Annotated in this window: 18 protein-coding genes; 8 read left to right on the top strand and 10 right to left on the bottom strand. The window is 62.8% G+C overall.

Annotated elements, in window-relative coordinates; all coding sequences use genetic code 11:
- Window positions 1-114: 114 nt before the first annotated feature.
- The 5 genes from HMPREF9695_RS23045 to olsB all read left to right on the top strand — a co-directional run bounded on the left by HMPREF9695_RS23045 (window position 115) and on the right by olsB (window position 6,883).
- Window positions 115-1,107, top strand: a complete 993-nt coding sequence (locus tag HMPREF9695_RS23045; protein WP_006023327.1) for an MBL fold metallo-hydrolase — start codon at window positions 115-117, stop codon at window positions 1,105-1,107.
- Between the two features lie 129 nt (window positions 1,108-1,236).
- Window positions 1,237-2,775 (top strand): YifB family Mg chelatase-like AAA ATPase, encoded by a 1,539-nt coding sequence (locus HMPREF9695_RS23040; protein ID WP_006023326.1) that lies wholly within the window; start codon window positions 1,237-1,239, stop codon window positions 2,773-2,775.
- A gap of 114 nt (window positions 2,776-2,889) precedes the next feature.
- Window positions 2,890-3,354: a hypothetical protein gene (locus HMPREF9695_RS23035; protein ID WP_006023325.1), complete on the top strand. Its 465-nt coding sequence runs from the start codon at window positions 2,890-2,892 to the stop codon at window positions 3,352-3,354.
- Between the two features lie 134 nt (window positions 3,355-3,488).
- Complete coding sequence (locus HMPREF9695_RS23030; protein ID WP_006023324.1) at window positions 3,489-5,744, top strand: ATP-binding protein; 2,256 nt, start codon at window positions 3,489-3,491, stop codon at window positions 5,742-5,744.
- 110 nt (window positions 5,745-5,854) lie between these two features.
- Window positions 5,855-6,883, top strand: coding sequence for a l-ornithine N(alpha)-acyltransferase (gene olsB / locus HMPREF9695_RS23025; protein ID WP_006023323.1), 1,029 nt, complete (start codon window positions 5,855-5,857; stop codon window positions 6,881-6,883).
- Window positions 6,884-6,984: 101 nt separating this feature from the next.
- Here olsB and coaA read toward each other — a convergent pair whose 3' ends face one another.
- From coaA to hisB, 7 genes are all read right to left on the bottom strand, one after another.
- A complete protein-coding gene (coaA, locus tag HMPREF9695_RS23020) occupies window positions 6,985-7,941 on the bottom strand; it encodes a type I pantothenate kinase (protein WP_006023322.1) in 957 nt (318 codons plus the stop codon).
- 55 nt (window positions 7,942-7,996) lie between these two features.
- On the bottom strand, window positions 7,997-8,320 hold the full coding sequence (locus HMPREF9695_RS23015) for a phosphoribosyl-ATP diphosphatase (protein WP_006023321.1): 324 nt from the start codon (window positions 8,318-8,320) through the stop codon (window positions 7,997-7,999).
- Between the two features lie 99 nt (window positions 8,321-8,419).
- A complete protein-coding gene (hisF, locus tag HMPREF9695_RS23010) occupies window positions 8,420-9,184 on the bottom strand; it encodes an imidazole glycerol phosphate synthase subunit HisF (protein WP_006023320.1) in 765 nt (254 codons plus the stop codon).
- Window positions 9,185-9,197: 13 nt separating this feature from the next.
- Window positions 9,198-9,938 (bottom strand): 1-(5-phosphoribosyl)-5-[(5-phosphoribosylamino)methylideneamino]imidazole-4-carboxamide isomerase, encoded by a 741-nt coding sequence (hisA, locus tag HMPREF9695_RS23005; RefSeq protein ID WP_006023319.1) that lies wholly within the window; start codon window positions 9,936-9,938, stop codon window positions 9,198-9,200.
- Entirely contained in the window at window positions 9,935-10,585 is a 651-nt protein-coding gene (hisH, locus tag HMPREF9695_RS23000) for an imidazole glycerol phosphate synthase subunit HisH (protein ID WP_006023318.1), read from the bottom strand. The genes hisA and hisH overlap by 4 nt, the downstream gene beginning before the upstream one ends.
- A complete protein-coding gene (locus HMPREF9695_RS22995; protein WP_006023317.1) occupies window positions 10,582-11,070 on the bottom strand; it encodes a DUF2628 domain-containing protein in 489 nt (162 codons plus the stop codon). The genes hisH and HMPREF9695_RS22995 overlap by 4 nt, the downstream gene beginning before the upstream one ends.
- A gap of 106 nt (window positions 11,071-11,176) precedes the next feature.
- Complete coding sequence (gene hisB / locus HMPREF9695_RS22990; protein WP_006023316.1) at window positions 11,177-11,770, bottom strand: imidazoleglycerol-phosphate dehydratase HisB; 594 nt, start codon at window positions 11,768-11,770, stop codon at window positions 11,177-11,179.
- Window positions 11,771-11,952: 182 nt separating this feature from the next.
- On the opposite strand from hisB, the gene hslV reads away from it, so the two are divergent.
- The 3 genes from hslV to hslU are packed head-to-tail and all read left to right on the top strand — an operon-like array spanning window position 11,953 to window position 14,461.
- Window positions 11,953-12,504 (top strand): ATP-dependent protease subunit HslV, encoded by a 552-nt coding sequence (hslV, locus tag HMPREF9695_RS22985; RefSeq protein WP_006023315.1) that lies wholly within the window; start codon window positions 11,953-11,955, stop codon window positions 12,502-12,504.
- Window positions 12,501-13,112 (top strand): DUF2585 domain-containing protein, encoded by a 612-nt coding sequence (locus HMPREF9695_RS22980; RefSeq protein ID WP_006023314.1) that lies wholly within the window; start codon window positions 12,501-12,503, stop codon window positions 13,110-13,112. Before hslV ends, HMPREF9695_RS22980 begins: the two co-directional genes overlap by 4 nt.
- Window positions 13,113-13,159: 47 nt before the next feature.
- Window positions 13,160-14,461, top strand: a complete 1,302-nt coding sequence (hslU, locus tag HMPREF9695_RS22975) for an ATP-dependent protease ATPase subunit HslU (RefSeq protein WP_006023313.1) — start codon at window positions 13,160-13,162, stop codon at window positions 14,459-14,461.
- Between the two features lie 5 nt (window positions 14,462-14,466).
- On the opposite strand, the gene HMPREF9695_RS22970 is transcribed toward hslU, so the two are convergent.
- From HMPREF9695_RS22970 to HMPREF9695_RS22960, 3 genes are read right to left on the bottom strand one after another with little or no spacing between them, the layout of a single operon-like run.
- On the bottom strand, window positions 14,467-15,051 hold the full coding sequence (locus HMPREF9695_RS22970; protein ID WP_006023312.1) for a Smr/MutS family protein: 585 nt from the start codon (window positions 15,049-15,051) through the stop codon (window positions 14,467-14,469).
- Complete coding sequence (locus HMPREF9695_RS22965; protein ID WP_006023311.1) at window positions 15,048-16,772, bottom strand: MltA domain-containing protein; 1,725 nt, start codon at window positions 16,770-16,772, stop codon at window positions 15,048-15,050. Before HMPREF9695_RS22965 ends, HMPREF9695_RS22970 begins: the two co-directional genes overlap by 4 nt.
- On the bottom strand, window positions 16,750-17,448 hold the full coding sequence (locus HMPREF9695_RS22960; protein WP_006023310.1) for a Tim44/TimA family putative adaptor protein: 699 nt from the start codon (window positions 17,446-17,448) through the stop codon (window positions 16,750-16,752). Before HMPREF9695_RS22960 ends, HMPREF9695_RS22965 begins: the two co-directional genes overlap by 23 nt.
- Window positions 17,449-17,797: the final 349 nt, after the last annotated feature.

Here is a 17,797-nt window from a genome sequence, read left to right as displayed (position 1 = left end):
TGACGCCGCGCGTGCGCGCTTGTGCATGGCCGTCCTTGCCAGCGCCCGGAAACGGGGCTCATAATCGCAGTTGCGACGACACGTGGCCAACAACAAAATTCAACGGAGGAATGCATGACGCTCGATGTTTCGCGACGATCTCTCCTCGCTCTCGGTGCCGGACTCGGCGCAAGTCTTGGCGCAAGCCTTGGCGCGACAATGATGAGCGGCGCTGCCATGGCGCGCGCGCCAAAGCTCGGCACGCAGGCTCCCTACTTTCATCGCTTCAAACTCGGCGAGGCCGAAGTTACGGTGGTGTCCGACGGGCCGCTGCCGCTCGGCGATCCATCCGGCACATTCCTCGGCGTCCCGAAGGAAGACGTGCAGAAGATGCTGAGCGATAATTTCCTCAGCCCCAGCAACGTCATTCTCGAACAGAACGCGCCGATCGTGAATTTCGGCGAACGCATTGTCCTGTTCGACACCGGCATGGGCACGTCGAAACTTTTTGGACCGACCACCGGGCGTTTGCAGAAGAGCATCACCGAAGCCGGCCTCAAGCCGGAAGATATCGACGCGATCGTTTGCTCCCATGCGCATGTCGACCATATCGGCGGCATCGTCGATGAAGGCGGCAAGCCGCTGTTTCCGAACGCGCAGGTCTACATCAGCCAGGCGGATCTCGAGTTCTGGACCGACGAGAAAAAACTGGACGGACCGCTCAAGGACTTCATCGCTCACGCGCGCAAGAACCTGATGCCGGTGCGCGACCGCATCGTGTTCTTCAAGGACGAGCAGGAATTCCTGCCCGGCGTCACGGCAATCGCCGCGCCCGGCCACACCTTCGGCCACCATATGTTCATGATCCAGTCGGGTGGAAAGTCGTTCGCATTCCTCGGTGATCTCACCCACCATCAGGTGCTGCTGCTGGAGCGGCCGAAGATGGAATTCGCCTATGACTCCGATCCGAAGATGGCGGCGGCAACGCGGGTGAGGCTGCTGGACACGATCGCGGCCAACAAGACGGCCGTGATGTCCTATCACTTCCCCTGGCCGGGCTACGGCCATGTGGTGAAGGCAGGCGATGGCTTCCGCTACATCCCCGAACCGATGATCATGAATCTCTGAGGGTTTTGGCGGCAGCGGGTCTCCGGCTCGCTGCCGCTAGCCATTCCGGCCACGACCGGCAGCATGTTCCCTAAATGTTCTTGCGCTTCAGAAAGTTCCTGCTAGGGTTGTGGCGGGGGCGAGGGAGCAATGGTTCAGCGCGTTTCCACGGTGGCGTTTGAAGGCATCGAAGCCCGCGCGGTGGACGTGCAGGTCCAGGTCGCGCCCGGACTGCCCGCCTTCGCCATCGTCGGCCTGCCGGACAAGGCGGTGTCGGAAGCCCGCGAACGGGTGCGCTCCGCCCTGATCGCCTCGGGCCTCGCCCTCCCCGCCCGGCGAATCACCGTCAATCTCGCGCCCGCCGACCTGCCCAAGGAAGGCAGTCATTACGACCTCCCCATTGCACTCGGGCTGATGGCCGCGATCGGCGCGATCCCGCCCGATGCGCTCAATGGATTTACGGTGCTCGGCGAACTCGGGCTCGACGGCTCGATCGCGCCTGTCGCGGGCGTGCTTCCCGCAGCGATCGGAGCCAACGCGCGCGACGAGGGACTAATCTGCCCCGCGGCCTGCGGCGCGGAAGCAGCATGGGCCAGTCCCGAGATTCAGATCGTCGCGGCGGCATCGCTGATTCAGATCGCCAATCACTTCAAGGGTACACAGGTCCTGTCGCGTCCGCAGCCGAAGATCACCGAGCGCCAGACCACGCTGCTCGACCTGCGCGACATCAAGGGCCAGGAAAGCGCCAAGCGTGCGCTGGAGATCGCCGCCGCCGGCGGACATCACCTGTTGATGATCGGCTCGCCTGGTGCAGGCAAGTCCATGCTGGCGGCGCGGCTGCCCTCGATCCTGCCGCCGCTGTCGCCGTCCGAACTGCTCGAGATTTCGATGATCGCATCTGTCGCGGGCGAAATCGAAGGCGGCGCATTGACGGCGCGGCGGCCGTTCCGCGCGCCGCATCACTCCGCAAGCATGGCTGCGCTGACCGGTGGCGGCATGCGCGCCCGGCCGGGCGAAATTTCGCTGGCGCATCACGGCGTGCTATTCCTCGACGAACTCCCCGAGTTCGATGCACGCGTGCTGGATTCGCTGCGCCAGCCGCTGGAGAACGGCGAGGTCGCGGTCTCCCGTGCAAATCATCGCGTGACCTATCCGGCGCGGTTCATGCTGGTGGCGGCGATGAACCCGTGCCGCTGCGGACACGCCTATGAACCCGGCTATTCCTGCAAGCGCGGCCGCATCGACCGCTGCACGGCGGATTATCAGGGCCGCATTTCCGGTCCGCTGATGGACCGCATTGATCTGCGAATCGAAGTGCCGGCCGTCACCGCCTCCGACCTGATCCTGCCCGCACCGGCGGAAGGCTCCGCTGAGGTTGCCGCGCGCGTCGCGGCGGCCCGCGCCATTCAGATCGCACGCTATGCGGCCCTGGGCCTGCCGCACATCCGCACCAACGCGGAAGCGCCGGCTGCCGTGCTGGAAGAGATCGCGCAGCCCGACGCGCAGGGGCAGAAGCTGCTGCGTGACGCCGCCGAAACCATGCGCCTGTCGGCGCGCGGCTATCATCGCGTGCTGCGGGTGGCGCGTACGCTGGCCGACCTCGATGGCGCGGACACCATCGGGCGGCTTCATCTCGCCGAGGCCCTGTCCTACCGCGCGCTGGCTGAAGATTTACGCCGCGCGGCGTAGCTCATATCGGCGCCCGCAAACCCTTCAGTAACGATCTCTCTTTACACTTCAAAAACCATAAGCCGCCCTGTCGTGGCGGCTTATGGCGGTAAACAGTGTTGTGAGTGGCGTCCCATGTTGCGTGTCAAGATCCTGGCCTCGACCATTCCGCTCTTGCTGGCCGGCGTGGTCGCCGGCGGTGAACTGATCCCGAGCGCAAGTCCCTGCATCGCGCTTGGCCGCGCATCGATGCAGATCGCAACCGCGCCATGGCAAAATCCGCTTCACGTCAGCTTCACCGATGATCCGGAAGTCGCCACCGTGCGGGTTCAGATCGTCGACAACCCGGATCTCGCCGATTTCACCGTGATCGACGGGGCGCGGACCGCCGAAGCCGACAGTTGCATGGTGACGCGCGAGACGACATTCGTCAGCATCGCCGACCACGCCACCCATGCGGACCCGGTGATCTATCTGTCGCGGGAGCCCGGCGCGGATTATCGCGTCTTCGTACAGTCGCGCGCCTTCAGCACGCGGGAGGCCGCGGCACTTGTTGTCGGCGCCGGAGGGCGCGTGCGCATGGCCGAGCGGTCGATGTGAGGCGTTAACGTCTCGTTAGCCACGTTTGGATCGCCGCCGGCGATCCGCGCGCGCTTCAAACTCTTCGAAACATCCCCAACACATTCTTGCGCGGACTTTCCTCACGCACGATCTTAACCGCGGAGCGGACACCAATGCTGCGAGCCTTGCGCATCCGATCCCGGCTTCGCCGTTTTAGCCGACGGCATCCCTGGATCACCCTCACGATCCGCTCCGTGATGATTTTCTCCGCGGCCTTCGGCGGCGCTTACGGGTTCATCACGGGAAGCCGCAGCGAGACCTACGATCCGCATAGCTTCGCCCTCGGCGCGAGCTTCCTGTTCGCGCTGGCCTGTCTGGCGCTTGCGACACTCAGCATGCGGATGCGCTGGCTGCGCAAGAAGATGCGCAAGATCGAGCTGCATAACGAAGCACTGGCTGACCGCAACTGGGAATTGAAGGGCGCCGAGGAACATGCCCGCAGCCTGTTCGAATCCCAGAGCGACCTGATCGTTCTGCGCGACAGCGACGGCCTGATCACGTCGGTCAATGACGCCTACTGCGCGCTCGCGCGCAAATCGCGCGAAGCCCTGATCGGGACTCGCTTTGCATTGCCCGTGCTGGAACAGGGCGCTATCGCAATCGAGCCGAGTGGCACACGCGTTCACGACCAGAAGATCGACAGCGCGATGGGTCCGCGCTGGATCGCATGGCGCGAGGGCCTTGTGCGCAGCGATGCCTATCAGCCCGCCGACCTGCAATGCGTCGGCCGCGACGTGACGGACCGCGCCGAGACCGAACGCGCGCTGGCCGAAGCGCGCGATCTCGCCAACTCCGCCAACCGGGCGAAATCAAAATTCCTCGCCATGGCGTCGCACGAGATCCGCACGCCGCTGAACGGCATCATCGGCATGAGCAACCTGCTGCTCGACACAGAATTGACCCCGGAACAGGCGACCTACGCAAAGGCCGTGAAAACATCCGGCGATGCCTTAATGGCGCTGATCGACGAACTGCTCGACTTCTCCAAGATCGAAGCGGGCAAAATCGACCTCGAGTATCGGCCGTTTACGTTGGCAGCGATGATCGAGGAAATCACCGAGCTGCTCGCGCCACGCGCGCAGGCCCGCAAGCTCGAGATCGCATCCTATGTAGATGAACGGCTGCCCGCGGAAGTCATCGGCGACGCCGCGCGGTTGCGGCAGGTGCTGCTCAATCTCGCCGGCAACGCCATCAAGTTCACTTCGGTTGGCGGTGTCGCCCTGATCGTCGAGCCCGGCATCTGGCCGGGTGAAGTCTCCTTTCTCGTGCGCGACACCGGCATCGGCATCGCGCCGGAAGCGCAGCAAAGAATCTTCCGCGAGTTCGAGCAGGCCTCCGAAGGCATCGCGCGAAATTACGGCGGCACAGGTCTGGGACTCAGCATCAGCGAGCGCATTGTCCGGCGCATGGGCGGGCGGATTACGCTGGAAAGCGCCGAAGGCGCCGGTGCAACATTCGCGTTCTCGATCCCGCTTGCTGTGGCGGAACCCGGGCACAGTTCCGCCTCGCCCTTCCTTGCGCCCGATCTGACCGGCAAGTCCGTCATGCTGGTCGCGCCGCAGACCATCGAAGCCTCTCTGATCGCGCGGCGGCTGGGACGCTGGGGTGCGCAGACCTGCACGGTCGCGGACGCCGACATCGCGCGTGCATTGCTGCCGGAGCGGTCGTGGTACGCGGTCCTGGCCGATTGCACCGGCAGCGACACCCGGTTGCAGGATTTCGCAGCAGCGGCCTCACATCACGCAACGCATCGGATCGCTATGTTTACGCCCTCGGCGCGGCGCGACATCCCGACCGGCATCATGGCGTTGTTCACCGGCTATCTGGTGAAACCGCTGCGCGCGACGTCATTGGCCGCGCGGCTCTCGGCGTCCGGTGCAGCGCTGGTGCCGGAACTGCCCGGTGACAACGAGCCTGCGATTGAGCCATCGAGCATCGTCTCTCCGCAGACAGTCGCGCCGCGTGCACTCTCGATCCTCGTCGCGGAAGACAACGAGATCAACGCACTCCTGATCCGGTCCTTGCTGACGCGCATGGGCCACCGCGCGGTCATCACCACCGATGGCGAGCAGGCTCTCGAATCGTGGATCGCCGCCGACGGTGCGGGCACGCCCTATGACGTGGTGCTGATGGATATCCAGATGCCGAAGCTGGACGGCATCGCGGCGACAAAACGGATTCGCGCGCTTGAGGCGGAACGCAGCCCGCGGCGCACGAAGATTCTCGCGCTGACGGCGAACACCCTGGTTGATGATCGCTATGCCTGCTTCGAGGCGGGCATGGATGGTTTTCTGGTCAAGCCGCTCGATCGCGACAAGCTGATGGATGCGTTAGCGGCCATTCCTGCATCGCGCGCGATTGTTGCCTGATTTGCATCGCGCCGTGCGCGGCGCGATGTCATAAATCCGTATCACGACCATGATTATTGGTGCCTCAGGGCTGCGCTTGGCGAATCAATGCGCGCAGCCGCGAGGAAGCCATGAGCGGCAATAAACCGGCGCTGACGAAGCCGGATGCGAATTCCAGAACATTTGAGCGGCAGGCCGTTCGAAGCCCGCTTGAAGCGTTTCGCCAAAATCCGCTGGTTCAAATGCTCCGGCCTGCTCATGCGAAGTCGGCCGCGACGACGGCTGCCACCTGGCTGATGCCAAACCTTATGCATTCAAGCCTGCGCGGCGAGGCCGTGCCGGAGATGATGCAACCTGCGCGTCTCGGCAAGATCGGCGCGCTGGAAGTCCGTCTTGCGCAGACCAAGAGCGACGTGAAGCGCGCGCAGAAGCTGCGCTACAAGGTTTTCTACAAGAACGGCTCCGCTATCGCCGATGCCGCCACCATGCTGGCGCAGCGTGACAAGGATGCGTTCGACAAGATCTGCGATCACCTGCTGGTGGTGGATCACGCCGCCAAGCCGACCATGAGCGGCAAGCAACCCGTGGTCGGCACCTATCGCCTGCTGCGCCAGGACGTCGCCGAAAAGCATGGCGGCTTTTACACCAACGATGAGTTCGACATTTCCGGCCTGATGCAGCGCCAGGCAGGCTTGAAGTTTCTCGAGCTCGGCCGCTCCTGCGTGCTGCCGCCCTATCGCACCAAGCGAACCGTTGAGCTTTTGTGGCACGGCGTGTGGAGTTACGTGCGCCGGCACAATCTCGATGTGATGATTGGCTGCGCCAGCTTCGAGGGCACCGATCCGGACCGGCTCGCGTTGCCGCTGTCGTTCCTGCACCACTTCGCGGCGGCGCCGGAAGGCTGGCGCGCCAGCGCGCATCCCTCGCGCCGGGTGGAAATGAATCGCATCGCGAAAGAGAACATCGATACCAAGGCGGCGTTGCGCATGTTGCCGCCGCTGATCAAAGGCTATCTTCGGGTCGGCGCCTTCGTTGGCGACGGCGCGGTGATCGACCACCAGTTTGGCACCACGGATGTACTGGTTGTCATGCCGGTGTCGGCCATCTCCGGCCGTTATCTCGATCACTTCGGCGCCGACGCGACGCGTCACGCGGCATGATCCACCTGACTGTCATTGCGAGCGCAGCGAAGCAATCCACTCTTGGGAGAAGCTGGATTGCTTCGTCGCTCCGCTCCTCGCAATGACGAAGAAAACTCTGCCTACAGCCGCCGCAACTGAACGTCCTCGATGATGTGGTCACTGCCCTTCTTCAGGATCAGCGTCGCACGCGGCCGGGTCGGCAGGATGTTCTCTTCCAGATTGACAAGGTTGATGGTGGTCCAGAGCTCAAGCGCCCGGTCGGTCGCTTCCTTGTCCGACAGCTTCGCATAGCGATTGAAATAGGACCGTGGATCGCGGAACGCCGTGTCGCGCAATGTGAGAAAGCGCTCGACATACCATTCGCGCAGGATCGGCTCCTCAGCATCGATATAGACCGAGAAGTCGAAGAAATCCGACACATAGGGCACGGCCTTGCCGTCGCGCGGCAGGCGTCCGGTTTGCAGCACGTTGACGCCTTCCACGATGAGAATGTCGGGCCGGTCGATTTCGACTCCCTCGTTGGGAATGATGTCGTAGGTGAGATGCGAGTAGACCGGCGCGCGGACAGGTCGGCGACCGGCCTTGATGTCGGACAGGAAACTGAGCAGCGCGGGGAGATCGTAGCTTTCGGGAAAGCCCTTCTTCTGCATCAAGCCTTCGCGTTCCAGAATCTCGTTCGGAAACAGAAACCCGTCGGTGGTGACGAGATCTACCTTGGGCCGCGGTGACCAGCGCGCGAGCAACGCCTGCAGCACGCGTGCCGTGGTGGATTTGCCCACCGCCACCGACCCGGCGACGCCGATGATGTAGGGCATCTTGCGGTCCTCGATGCCGAGGAAGTGACGCTGCGCAACGAACAGGCGCTGCGCAGCCGCGACATAGAACGACAGCAGCCGCGACAACGGCAGATAGATTTCCTCGACTTCCTTGATGTCGAGGCGATCATGCATCGAATGCATCCGCGCGATTTCCTCGGCGGTCAGCGTCATGGGCATGTCGTCGCGCAGGGCGGCCCACTGCGCGCGCGAGAAAACGCGGTAGGGATTGTACTGAACCTGGTCGGCTCTCACATCCATGAGCCATTCCCTCCTGTCCGGAATCCGCGTGTCCCCGCGGGGGGCCGGAATTGAACTAATCGCGCTTGCGCGCAGCTTTCTCTTCGAGGCCCGACATCTGCGTCCGTTGCGCCAGCGCATCTTCGACATCCGAAAAACTGATGCCGCGCGATTTCAGCAGCACCAGAAGATGGAAGACGAGATCGGCGCTCTCGGCGATCAGATGATCGCGATTGTTTTCAATGGCGGCGATCACGGTTTCCACCGCCTCCTCGCCCAGCTTCTTGGCGCAATGATCGGGGCCCTTGTCCAGCAGCTTGCGGGTATAGGACGTATCTCCCCCCGACGCCGCGCGGGCATCGATGGTGGCTGCCAGATCATGGATCGTAAAACGGCTCATAAAGCGCCTTCTATCACTTCCGTACCCCGGTAGGGAGCGCAAAGAGTTGATCGGATTCAGGTATTTGGCATACGGCCGGTTGCCTTCCCGAAACGAAGCTCATGGATCAAGCCGCATCGGCAATCCCGCGCGAACCATATGGTCCTTGGCCTGACGAATGGTGAACTCGCCGAAATGGAAAATCGAAGCGGCCAGCACCGCGGTCGCGTGTCCCTCGCGGATGCCCGCGACCAGATGATCGAGATTGCCAACGCCGCCGGAGGCGATCACCGGAACCTTGACGCTGTCGGCGATGGCGCGGGTCAGATTGATATCGAAACCCTGGCGGGTACCGTCGCGGTCCATCGAGGTCAGCAGGATTTCTCCCGCGCCCAGCGAGACCACTTCCTGCGCGTATTCGATGGCGTCGATCCCGGTCGACTTGCGGCCGCCATGGGTGAAAATCTCCCAGCGGTCCGAACCGGTGCGTTTGGCGTCGATGGCGACAACAATGCACTGGTCGCCAAATTTCTCCGCGGCTTCCTTGACGAATTCGCGCCGGGCGACCGCGGCCGAATTGATCGACACCTTGTCGGCGCCATAGGTCAGAAGCGTGCGGATGTCGTCCACGGTGCGCACGCCGCCGCCGACGGTCAGCGGCATGAAGCAGGCTTCCGCCGTCCGCCGCACCACATCGAGAATGGTGCCGCGGTTCTCGTGAGTCGCTGTGATGTCGAGGAAGCAAAGCTCATCAGCGCCTGCCGCGTCATAGGCAATCGCGGCCTCGACCGGATCGCCCGCGTCACGCAGATCGACGAAATTGACGCCTTTGACGACGCGGCCGTCCTTCACATCGAGGCAGGGGATCACGCGAACCTTGAACATCGTTGCCCTGCCCTTAAGCCGCCGCCCGCGCGTTGCGGATCAGCGTCAATGCTTCAGCCGGATCGAGACGGCCGTCGTACAGCGCACGGCCCGAGATCGCGCCTTCCAGCTTTCTGGCGCGAGGCTCGAGCAGCGCCTTCACGTCCGCAATGGACGCAAAGCCGCCCGACGCAATCACCGGAATTGAAATCGCCTCGGCCAGCGCAACCGTCGCGTCGAGATTAAGCCCCTTGAGCAGGCCGTCGCGCGCAATATCAGTGAAGATGATCGCCGCGACACCGGCATCCTCGAACCGCTGCGCGATGTCGAGCGCAGTGACGGTGGACGTTTCCGCCCAGCCCTCAACCGCGACCTTGCCGTCGCGCGCATCGAGACCCACAGCCACCTGGCCCGGGAATTTCTTCGCGGCTTCTTTCACCAGCGCAGGATCGCGCACCGCGGCGGTGCCGATAATGACCCGGCGAATACCCTTGGCGAGCCACGCCTCGACAGTCGCAAGATCGCGGATGCCGCCGCCGAGCTGCACCGGGAATTTCACAACCTTCAGCATCGCCTCAACGGCCTGCGCATTCATCGGCTTGCCGGCGAACGCGCCGTCGAGATCGACAACGTGAAGATATTCGAAACCCTGCGTCTCGAAGGTTTTCGCCTGCGCAGCGGGATCGAGGTTGAACACGGTCGCGCGCGCCATGTCGCCCTGCTCGAGGCGCACGCACTCACCGTTCTTGAGATCGATCGCGGGAAAAAGAATCACGGCTTCCACTTCAGAAAATTGGAGATCAGGGCGAGACCGAAGCGCTGGCTCTTCTCGGGGTGAAATTGCGTGCCGATCGCAGTGTCCCTGGCGACGATCGCCGTCACCGGCCCGCCGTAGTCAGCGCGCGCGACGACATCGGCTTCATTCGCCGCGTTCAGGTGATAGGAATGCACGAAGTAGGCGTGGCGGCCCTTGTCGCCGAGCGGAAGCCGCTCCAGCACCGGATGTTCGCGCACCAGATCGAGCGTGTTCCAGCCCATGTGCGGAATCTTCAGGTCTTCCTCACGCGGCGTGATCTTCACGACATCACCCGAAATCCAGTCGAACCCCGGCGTGGTGACGTATTCCTTGCCCTGGGTCGCCATCAACTGCATGCCGACGCAGATGCCGAAGAACGGCCGCGCCTTGTCGCGCACCGCTTCCGTCATCGCATCGACCATGCCATCGAGCGCATCGAGGCCCTTGCGGCAATCCGCGAACGCGCCGACCCCCGGCAAGACAATCCGATCCGCGCGAAACACGGTTTCGGGATCACGCGTCACGACGATCTTCTGCGGCTGTTCCATGGCGCGCGACGCGCGCTCGAAAGCCTTCGCCGCCGAGTGCAGATTGCCAGAGCCGTAATCGATGATAGCAACGCTCAACGCGGCGCTCCGGATTCAGGAAACAGACCAATGATGCCTTGCGGCTGCGAAATCGACGCGCGCGGCAGTGGGGGCGGTGACGACGGGCTGCTGCGCGCAGTTCTTGCATTCCAGCGTTCAAAGAACCGCCGCTCGGCGGCTTCTTCCGAATCCGCGGTGACCACATCGAGCTGACGCCATTTGCCGCGTGACAGCTTCCAGCGGCGCAGCGATCCGGCCTCAAGCCCGACCAGCAATGCGATGACAGCCATCACCAGCAAACGCGCGCCCGATCCGACGCCGGCAGCCGACATTGCGATTTCAGCCACGATCATCAGCGCGATGTAGCCGAGCAGCGCCAGCCACAGCCGGTGCCAGATCAGCCAGAAGATCGCAGCGACGAAAGCCCAGACATAAAACCCGTCGCGCACGAACACGAGCTTTTCCGGCGCCGTGCGGACATCGACGCCGTAGCTCGCCGGAGCGTGAACCGTATAAACCGCCATGATCGTTCTCCGGAACCTCGTTCGGCACGATCCGGCAAAGATCGTGCGTCACTTGCAGGTCCAAAAGTGAAGTCCAGCGCATGACCGGCATGCGCTTCAGGTCAAATCAGCCGCCGAGCGTACCCTTGGTCGAGGGAATTTCGCCCGCGGCGCGCGGATCGATCGCGACCGCGGCGCGCAACGCACGCGCCAGGCCCTTGAAGCACGACTCGGCGATATGATGGTTGTTCTCGCCGTACAGCGTCTCGACATGCAGCGTTATGCCGGCGTTGATCGCAAAGGCATTGAACCACTCGCGCACCAGCTCGGTGTCGAACTCGCCAATCTTGTCGCGCGGGAACTCGGCCTTGAACACCAGCACCGGCCGCCCCGAAATGTCGATCACGACGCGCGACAGCGTTTCGTCCATCGGCATGTGGATACTGGCGTAACGGGTGATGCCCTTCATGTCGCCGAGCGCCTGCTTCACAGCCTGCCCGAGCGCAATGCCAACATCTTCCGTGGTGTGATGGTAATCGATATGGAGATCGCCGTCGGCCTGAACGGTGATGTCGATGCGCGAATGCCGCGCCAGCAGATCCAGCATGTGGTCGAAGAATCCAATGCCGGTCGCGACATTGGAAATGCCGGTCCCGTCCAGATTGACCGACACCATGATGTCGGTTTCTTTGGTCTTGCGCTTGATGGTGGCCGTGCGCATGAAAAGTGCTCTCCAGAAGCCGGAAGTCGCGCCCTTTTAACAGGCACATGACGCCTTCGCTACTGCGGGATGACGCGATTTTTGTCTGAGTTTTCATATATGGTGACCGGAATTCGCCGCCCCGGCAGGTCGATTGCAACCGGCGGCGCCAGTGCCTAGATCAGGCCGTCAACGAGGTTTCTATGCAAGCATCCCAGCCCGAAATCTGGCACGGCACGACGATTCTCACAGTCCGCAAGGGCGGCAAGGTGGTCATTGGCGGCGATGGGCAGGTCTCCATCGGCCAGACCGTCATCAAATCCAACGCCAAGAAGGTCCGAAAGCTCGGCAAGGGCGATGTCATCGGCGGCTTCGCCGGGGCCACCGCCGACGCCTTCACGCTGTTCGAGCGACTCGAGGCCAAGCTGGAGCAGTATCCCGGCCAGCTTACCCGTGCGGCGGTCGAACTGGCGAAGGACTGGCGCACCGACCGCTATCTGCGCCGCCTCGAGGCCATGATGATCGTCGCCGACAAGGACGTCTCGCTGGTGCTGACCGGCACCGGCGACGTGCTGGAGCCGGAACACGGCGTGATGGCGATCGGATCGGGCGGCAACTACGCGCTGGCTGCGGCACGCGCGCTGGCCGATTCCGACCAGGACGCCGAGACCATCGTGCGCCGCTCGCTGGATATCGCGGCCGACATCTGCGTCTATACCAACCGCAACGTCACCCTCGAAACGCTGAGCGCATGAGCACCGCGGCAGACCAGGCGGCTTCGCCCGCAAGGTCGGGACTGTCGCCGCGCCAAGGATTCATTATCGCGGCAGGGCTGCTTCTGCTGCAGGCGGCAATCCTCTACGGCATGGGCCGCGTGCCGATCTGCACCTGTGGTTATGTCAAGTTGTGGCACGGCGCGGTGCTGAGCTCGGAGAATTCGCAACACATCACCGACTGGTACACGTTCTCGCACATCATTCACGGCTTCCTGTTCTATGGTCTGACATGGCTGCTGCTGCCGCGCGTGTCCTGGATCGCGCGCCTTCTGGTCGCGATGCTGATCGAGGGTGGCTGGGAGCTTCTGGAAAATTCGCCGATCATCATCGAGCGCTATCGCGCCGGCACCATCTCGCTGGATTATTACGGCGACAGCATCGTCAATTCGGTGTCCGACACACTGGCCATGATCGCGGGCTTCATTGCCGCGCGGAAACTGCCGGTGATCGCAACGGTGCTGATCGCCATTGTGTTCGAGATCGCGGTCGGCCTGCACATCCGCGACAACCTGACGCTGAACATTATCATGCTGATCCATCCGTTCGATGCGATACGGCAATGGCAGAGCGGGCCGCCGATTATCTAGACCTGCGGCTGCTTGCGATACCTCTTCTTCAACAATAGCTAAGAGCCATGACAGACTTCTCCCCCCGCGAAATCGTTTCCGAACTCGACCGCTTCATTGTCGGACAGGGCGACGCCAAGCGCGCGGTTTCCATCGCGCTGCGTAACCGTTGGCGGCGGCAGCAGCTCACCGGAACGCTGCGCGAGGAAGTATTGCCCAAGAACATCCTGATGATCGGGCCGACCGGTGTCGGCAAGACCGAGATCGCGCGGCGGCTCGCCCGGCTGGCCAATGCGCCGTTCATCAAGGTTGAGGCCACGAAGTTCACCGAAGTCGGTTACGTCGGCCGCGATGTCGAGCAGATCGTGCGCGACCTCGTCGAGGTCGCAATCATGCAGACCCGCGAACGCAAGCGTAAAGATGTGCAGGCGCGTGCGCAGCAGGCCGCTGAGGAACGTGTGCTCGATGCACTGGTCGGCGCCAACGCCAGTGCCGCTACGCGCGATTCCTTCCGCAGGAAATTGCGCGCAGGCGAACTGAACGACAAGGAAATCGAAATCGAAACCCAGTCGTCCGGCGGCTCGCCAATGTTCGAGATTCCGGGCATGCCGGGCGCGCAAGTCGGCGCGATCTCGATCGGCGATATCTTCGGCAAGATGGGCGGCCGTACCAAAACGCGCCGGCTCAGCGTCGCGGATTCACACGAAATTCTTGTCAACGAGGAAAGCGACAAGCTGCTCGACAACGAACAGGTGGTGCAGGAATCCATTCAGGCCGTCGAGAACAACGGCATCGTGTTCCTCGACGAGATAGACAAGATCTGCGTCCGCGATGGCGTACGCGCCGGCGACGTCTCCCGCGAAGGCGTGCAGCGCGACCTGCTGCCGCTGATCGAAGGCACCACCGTGTCCACAAAGCACGGCGCGGTAAAGACCGATCATATCCTGTTCATTGCGTCGGGCGCCTTCCACATCGCCAAGCCGTCGGATCTGCTGCCGGAGTTGCAGGGCCGTCTGCCGATCCGCGTCGAGCTGCAGGCACTGACCCGGGACGACATGCGCCGTATTCTCACCGAGCCCGAAGCGTCGCTGCTCAAACAGTATGTCGCGCTGATGCAGACCGAAGGCGTGACCCTCGACATCACCGACGATGCGATCGACGCGCTTGCCGATATCGCCGTCGCGGTGAACTCAACCATCGAGAACATCGGTGCGCGGCGTTTGCAGACGGTGATGGAGCGCGTGCTAGACGAAACATCGTTCCACGCTCCGGACATGACCGGTCAGACCATCACGATCAACGCCGATTATGTGAAAAAGCATATCGGCGATCTGGCCAAGAACACCGATCTCAGCCGGTTCATCCTGTAATCGGCCTACCGCGCCCGGCGGACGCGCACATAAAGCGCGCCCTCACCGCCATGGCCGATATGCGCTTCCTCAAAGCCGATCACTAAGCTGCGGAATTCCGGCAGCCCAAGCCAGTGCGGGACCTGACGGCGGAGCACGCCGCGCTCCGACTCCGGTCCCACCGTGCGGCCCTTGCCGGTGATGATGAGAACGAAGGCCATGCCATTCTCCTGCGCGTGATGCAGGAAGCTCAACAGCACGCGGTGCGCTTTGGTCTGCGTCATGCCGTGCAGATCAAGCCGCGCGTCGATCTCCTTCCGGCCGCGTGAAAGCTGCGAGCGCTCACGCCGCCCGAGCGGCGCAAGCGGCGGCGGCGCTGGCGGAGCGGCCGGAATCTTTCGATGCATCGCTGGCGATTTCGGTGCCGGTGCCAGCTTCGGAGCGACCGGGGATTCGTCCAGCGCTTCTGCGGAAGCCTTCAGCGAACGCGGCCTCTTGCGCAGCGGCTTCGCCTGTTTCGCCACGCTTTCCCACAGTTCGACCTCTTCGCGGCTGAGCGCGCGCTTTCGTCGGGACACAGGCGGTGGATCGAGATTACGCGGACGTTTCATTGGCGATGACGAGTGCGCCGGTGATGCTTTGAGCGGCGCGGCGTATCGGATTTCACGGTTGCCGGTGTTGCTTCAGGCGCAGCCTTGGGACGCGCTTCGGGCAACGGCACCGCCTGAGCGACGGGCGCGGCTGTTGCGGCAGGGGGAGTTGGAGCGGCTGGCTGCTCTTTGGGTGCAGCAGTCTTGTTCGTATCGACTGGCGGATCCTTGGGCACAGCCTTCGGCTCAGTCTTTGCTTCGGTCTTTGATTCAGTTTTGGGCTGCTCTTTCGCAGCTTCCTTGACTGTTTCCTTAGGCGCGTCTTTAGCGGCTTCCTTCGGTGTCTCCTTCACCGGCTGCTTCTCGGGCTCGGTCTGGGGAAAAAGTTTGGCAATGGTCGCCGACGGCCGGTCTTCCGGCAGCGGCATGGTCTTGCCGCGCGCAACCGGATCGAGACTGTTCGGCAGCAGCATGACGAAGCGGGCGGGATTCTTCAGGCGGCCGGCGACGCGGCCTGCATCGGCGCCGGCACCAAAATATATGTCCGCGCGCGCCGGACCGATGATCGCCGAGCCGGTGTCCTGCGCGATCATCAACCGGCGGAACGGCGTGTTCGATGTGTCTGACTCAATCGGCAGGTTGCCTTCGATAAAGAATGGCGTGCCATAAACGTGCAGCGACTTGTCGACCGCGATCGAACGCCCCGCCGTCAGCGGCACGCCCTGCGCGCCGACCGCCTCGTCATCCGCCCCGAGCTTCACCTCACGAAAGAACACATAGGAGCGATTCTGCCGACGCAGTTCCTTCGCGGCGTCCGGGCTCTGCTCCATGTATTCCCTGATCTTCTGCATCGACATCTGATCTTTGGGAATGATGTTGCGTTCGATCAGGATGCGGCCGACGGGCATATAGGGAAAGCCGTTATGTGCATCATAGTTGATGCGCACGACCGAGCCATCCTCGAGCTTGACTCGTGCCGAGCCTTGAATCTGGATGAACAGCAAATCGGTCTGGCTCTTCAGCCACACAACTTCGAGCCCGCGTCCTGCGATCGCACCGTCTTCAATCTCGGCGCGGTCGTAATAAGGCACCAGCTTGCGCCGCCCGATCTTGCGGAACACCTGACCCTTGTTCGGCATGCTGGAATTGGCCTGCGAGTATCCGCGCACGAACAGGTTCGACGGCCGCCGATAGACCGGCACGTTGTACACATCGGTCTGGACCCGCGAGCCGTCCACGATCGGCTCGTAATAGCCGGTGACAAAGCCGGCGTCCTCACCGATCCGCGAAATCAGCAACGGCGTGAAATTCTTCTCGAAGAATTCGCGCGCCTTGGCGCTGTCCGAAATATCCTCGGCTCTGGCGGCGATGCAGGAATCGCGCAGCGACGTGCCGAGCGCCTTGCTCTCTGCGAGCGGAGCCTTCTGCGCTGCAATCGGCTTGCAGCTTGCACGAAACGTCTTGAAGGCGGGGAGCGGATCGTCGTCGGCCCAACCGGCGACCTCGCTCCATTTCAGCGGCGCGTACTGAGCGCCGGGAAATTCAAGCGGCCAGACAACCGGTCCGCGTCTTTGATGTTCATGATGTTCGTGGGAGGTATGGCGGCTCGCTCTCGCCTGGGCGTCCGCGATAACAAAGGCGGCGGCACAAAGTCCGGCCGCTCCCGCTTTCAGCCACGCGCCAAAACGCCCGGCTCGTGCACCGGGCGCAGCAACGTCGTTACTGTCCGCTTTCCGTCCCAACCAGCTTCCAGTTCGGATCGCGCGACGCGATGTCACGGGCGAATGTCCAGACATCTGTGACATCGGTGAGCTTTTCCGCATTGCCATCGACGACGGTGCCGGCCTTGTCGCGCGTGACCGAAATCATCTGGGACACAAACCGGACGGTGATCTGGGCGGACCGATCGCGCGTTTCCGCGTTGACGATCTCGGCCTTGTCGATCGACGCGAACCGGGTCTCGACCTTTTCGCCGCGCTGCTCGCGTTCCTTGATCGCCGCCTCGAATCCTTCATAGACCTCGGACGACAGCAGATCCTTCAGCGTGCGCCGATCGCCATTGGCGAACGCGAGCACGATCATCTCATACGCGCTCTTGGCGCCGCTGATGAAATGCTGCGCATCGAATGACGGGTCTGAAACCGCGATCTGATCGAGACCGCGTGCAAGCGCTGATCCGGATTCGGCAATTCCCTTCCACCGGTCAACCGCGACCGCAGGTTCGGCCGATGGCGCCAGCGGCGCCTGATCGATGGTTTTGCCGGGCAGCGGCACGACATTGTCGGACATGCGCGCATTGCCCCGCGCCGGCAGGTCGAACGGCGGACGTTCGTCACCGGTGCGCTGTCCCAATACGTTGCGCAGCCGCAGGAAGATGAAGACGGCCAGAGCCAGAAAAATGATAGTGTAAATATCCACGTCGCTTCACTTTCTGATCGGTGCTTCACGCAACCCGAAAAACAACCCGGATGGCGCACCAACGAATTTACCTGTCACATGTAGGCACGAAACCCGGTCCAGCCAACACCGCCATATGCCGCGCTTTGAAGCGCCCAAAAGACAGGGTTTGGGGCATTCACGGCGCCTGTTTCGCTTAATTCTACCCGATCCAGCGGTCAGAGCCAGCCGAAACGCAACAGAATGAGGCCTATCGTCCTTGTCGAATGAGGCAAGGCTATGATAGCCACTCGCCCCAACAAAGGCCTGTCCCATTCCCGAAGCGGACGTTTCCGCCGCCAGAGCCTTTTTCGCAGGCAGTTCCCGGACC

It is taken from the genome of Afipia broomeae ATCC 49717 (genome assembly GCF_000314675.2).
GTDB classification, from domain to species: Bacteria; Pseudomonadota; Alphaproteobacteria; order Rhizobiales; family Xanthobacteraceae; genus Afipia; species Afipia broomeae.
The sequence above is the reverse complement of the archived record's forward strand: the minus strand, read 5'-3'. Positions and strand labels throughout refer to the sequence as shown.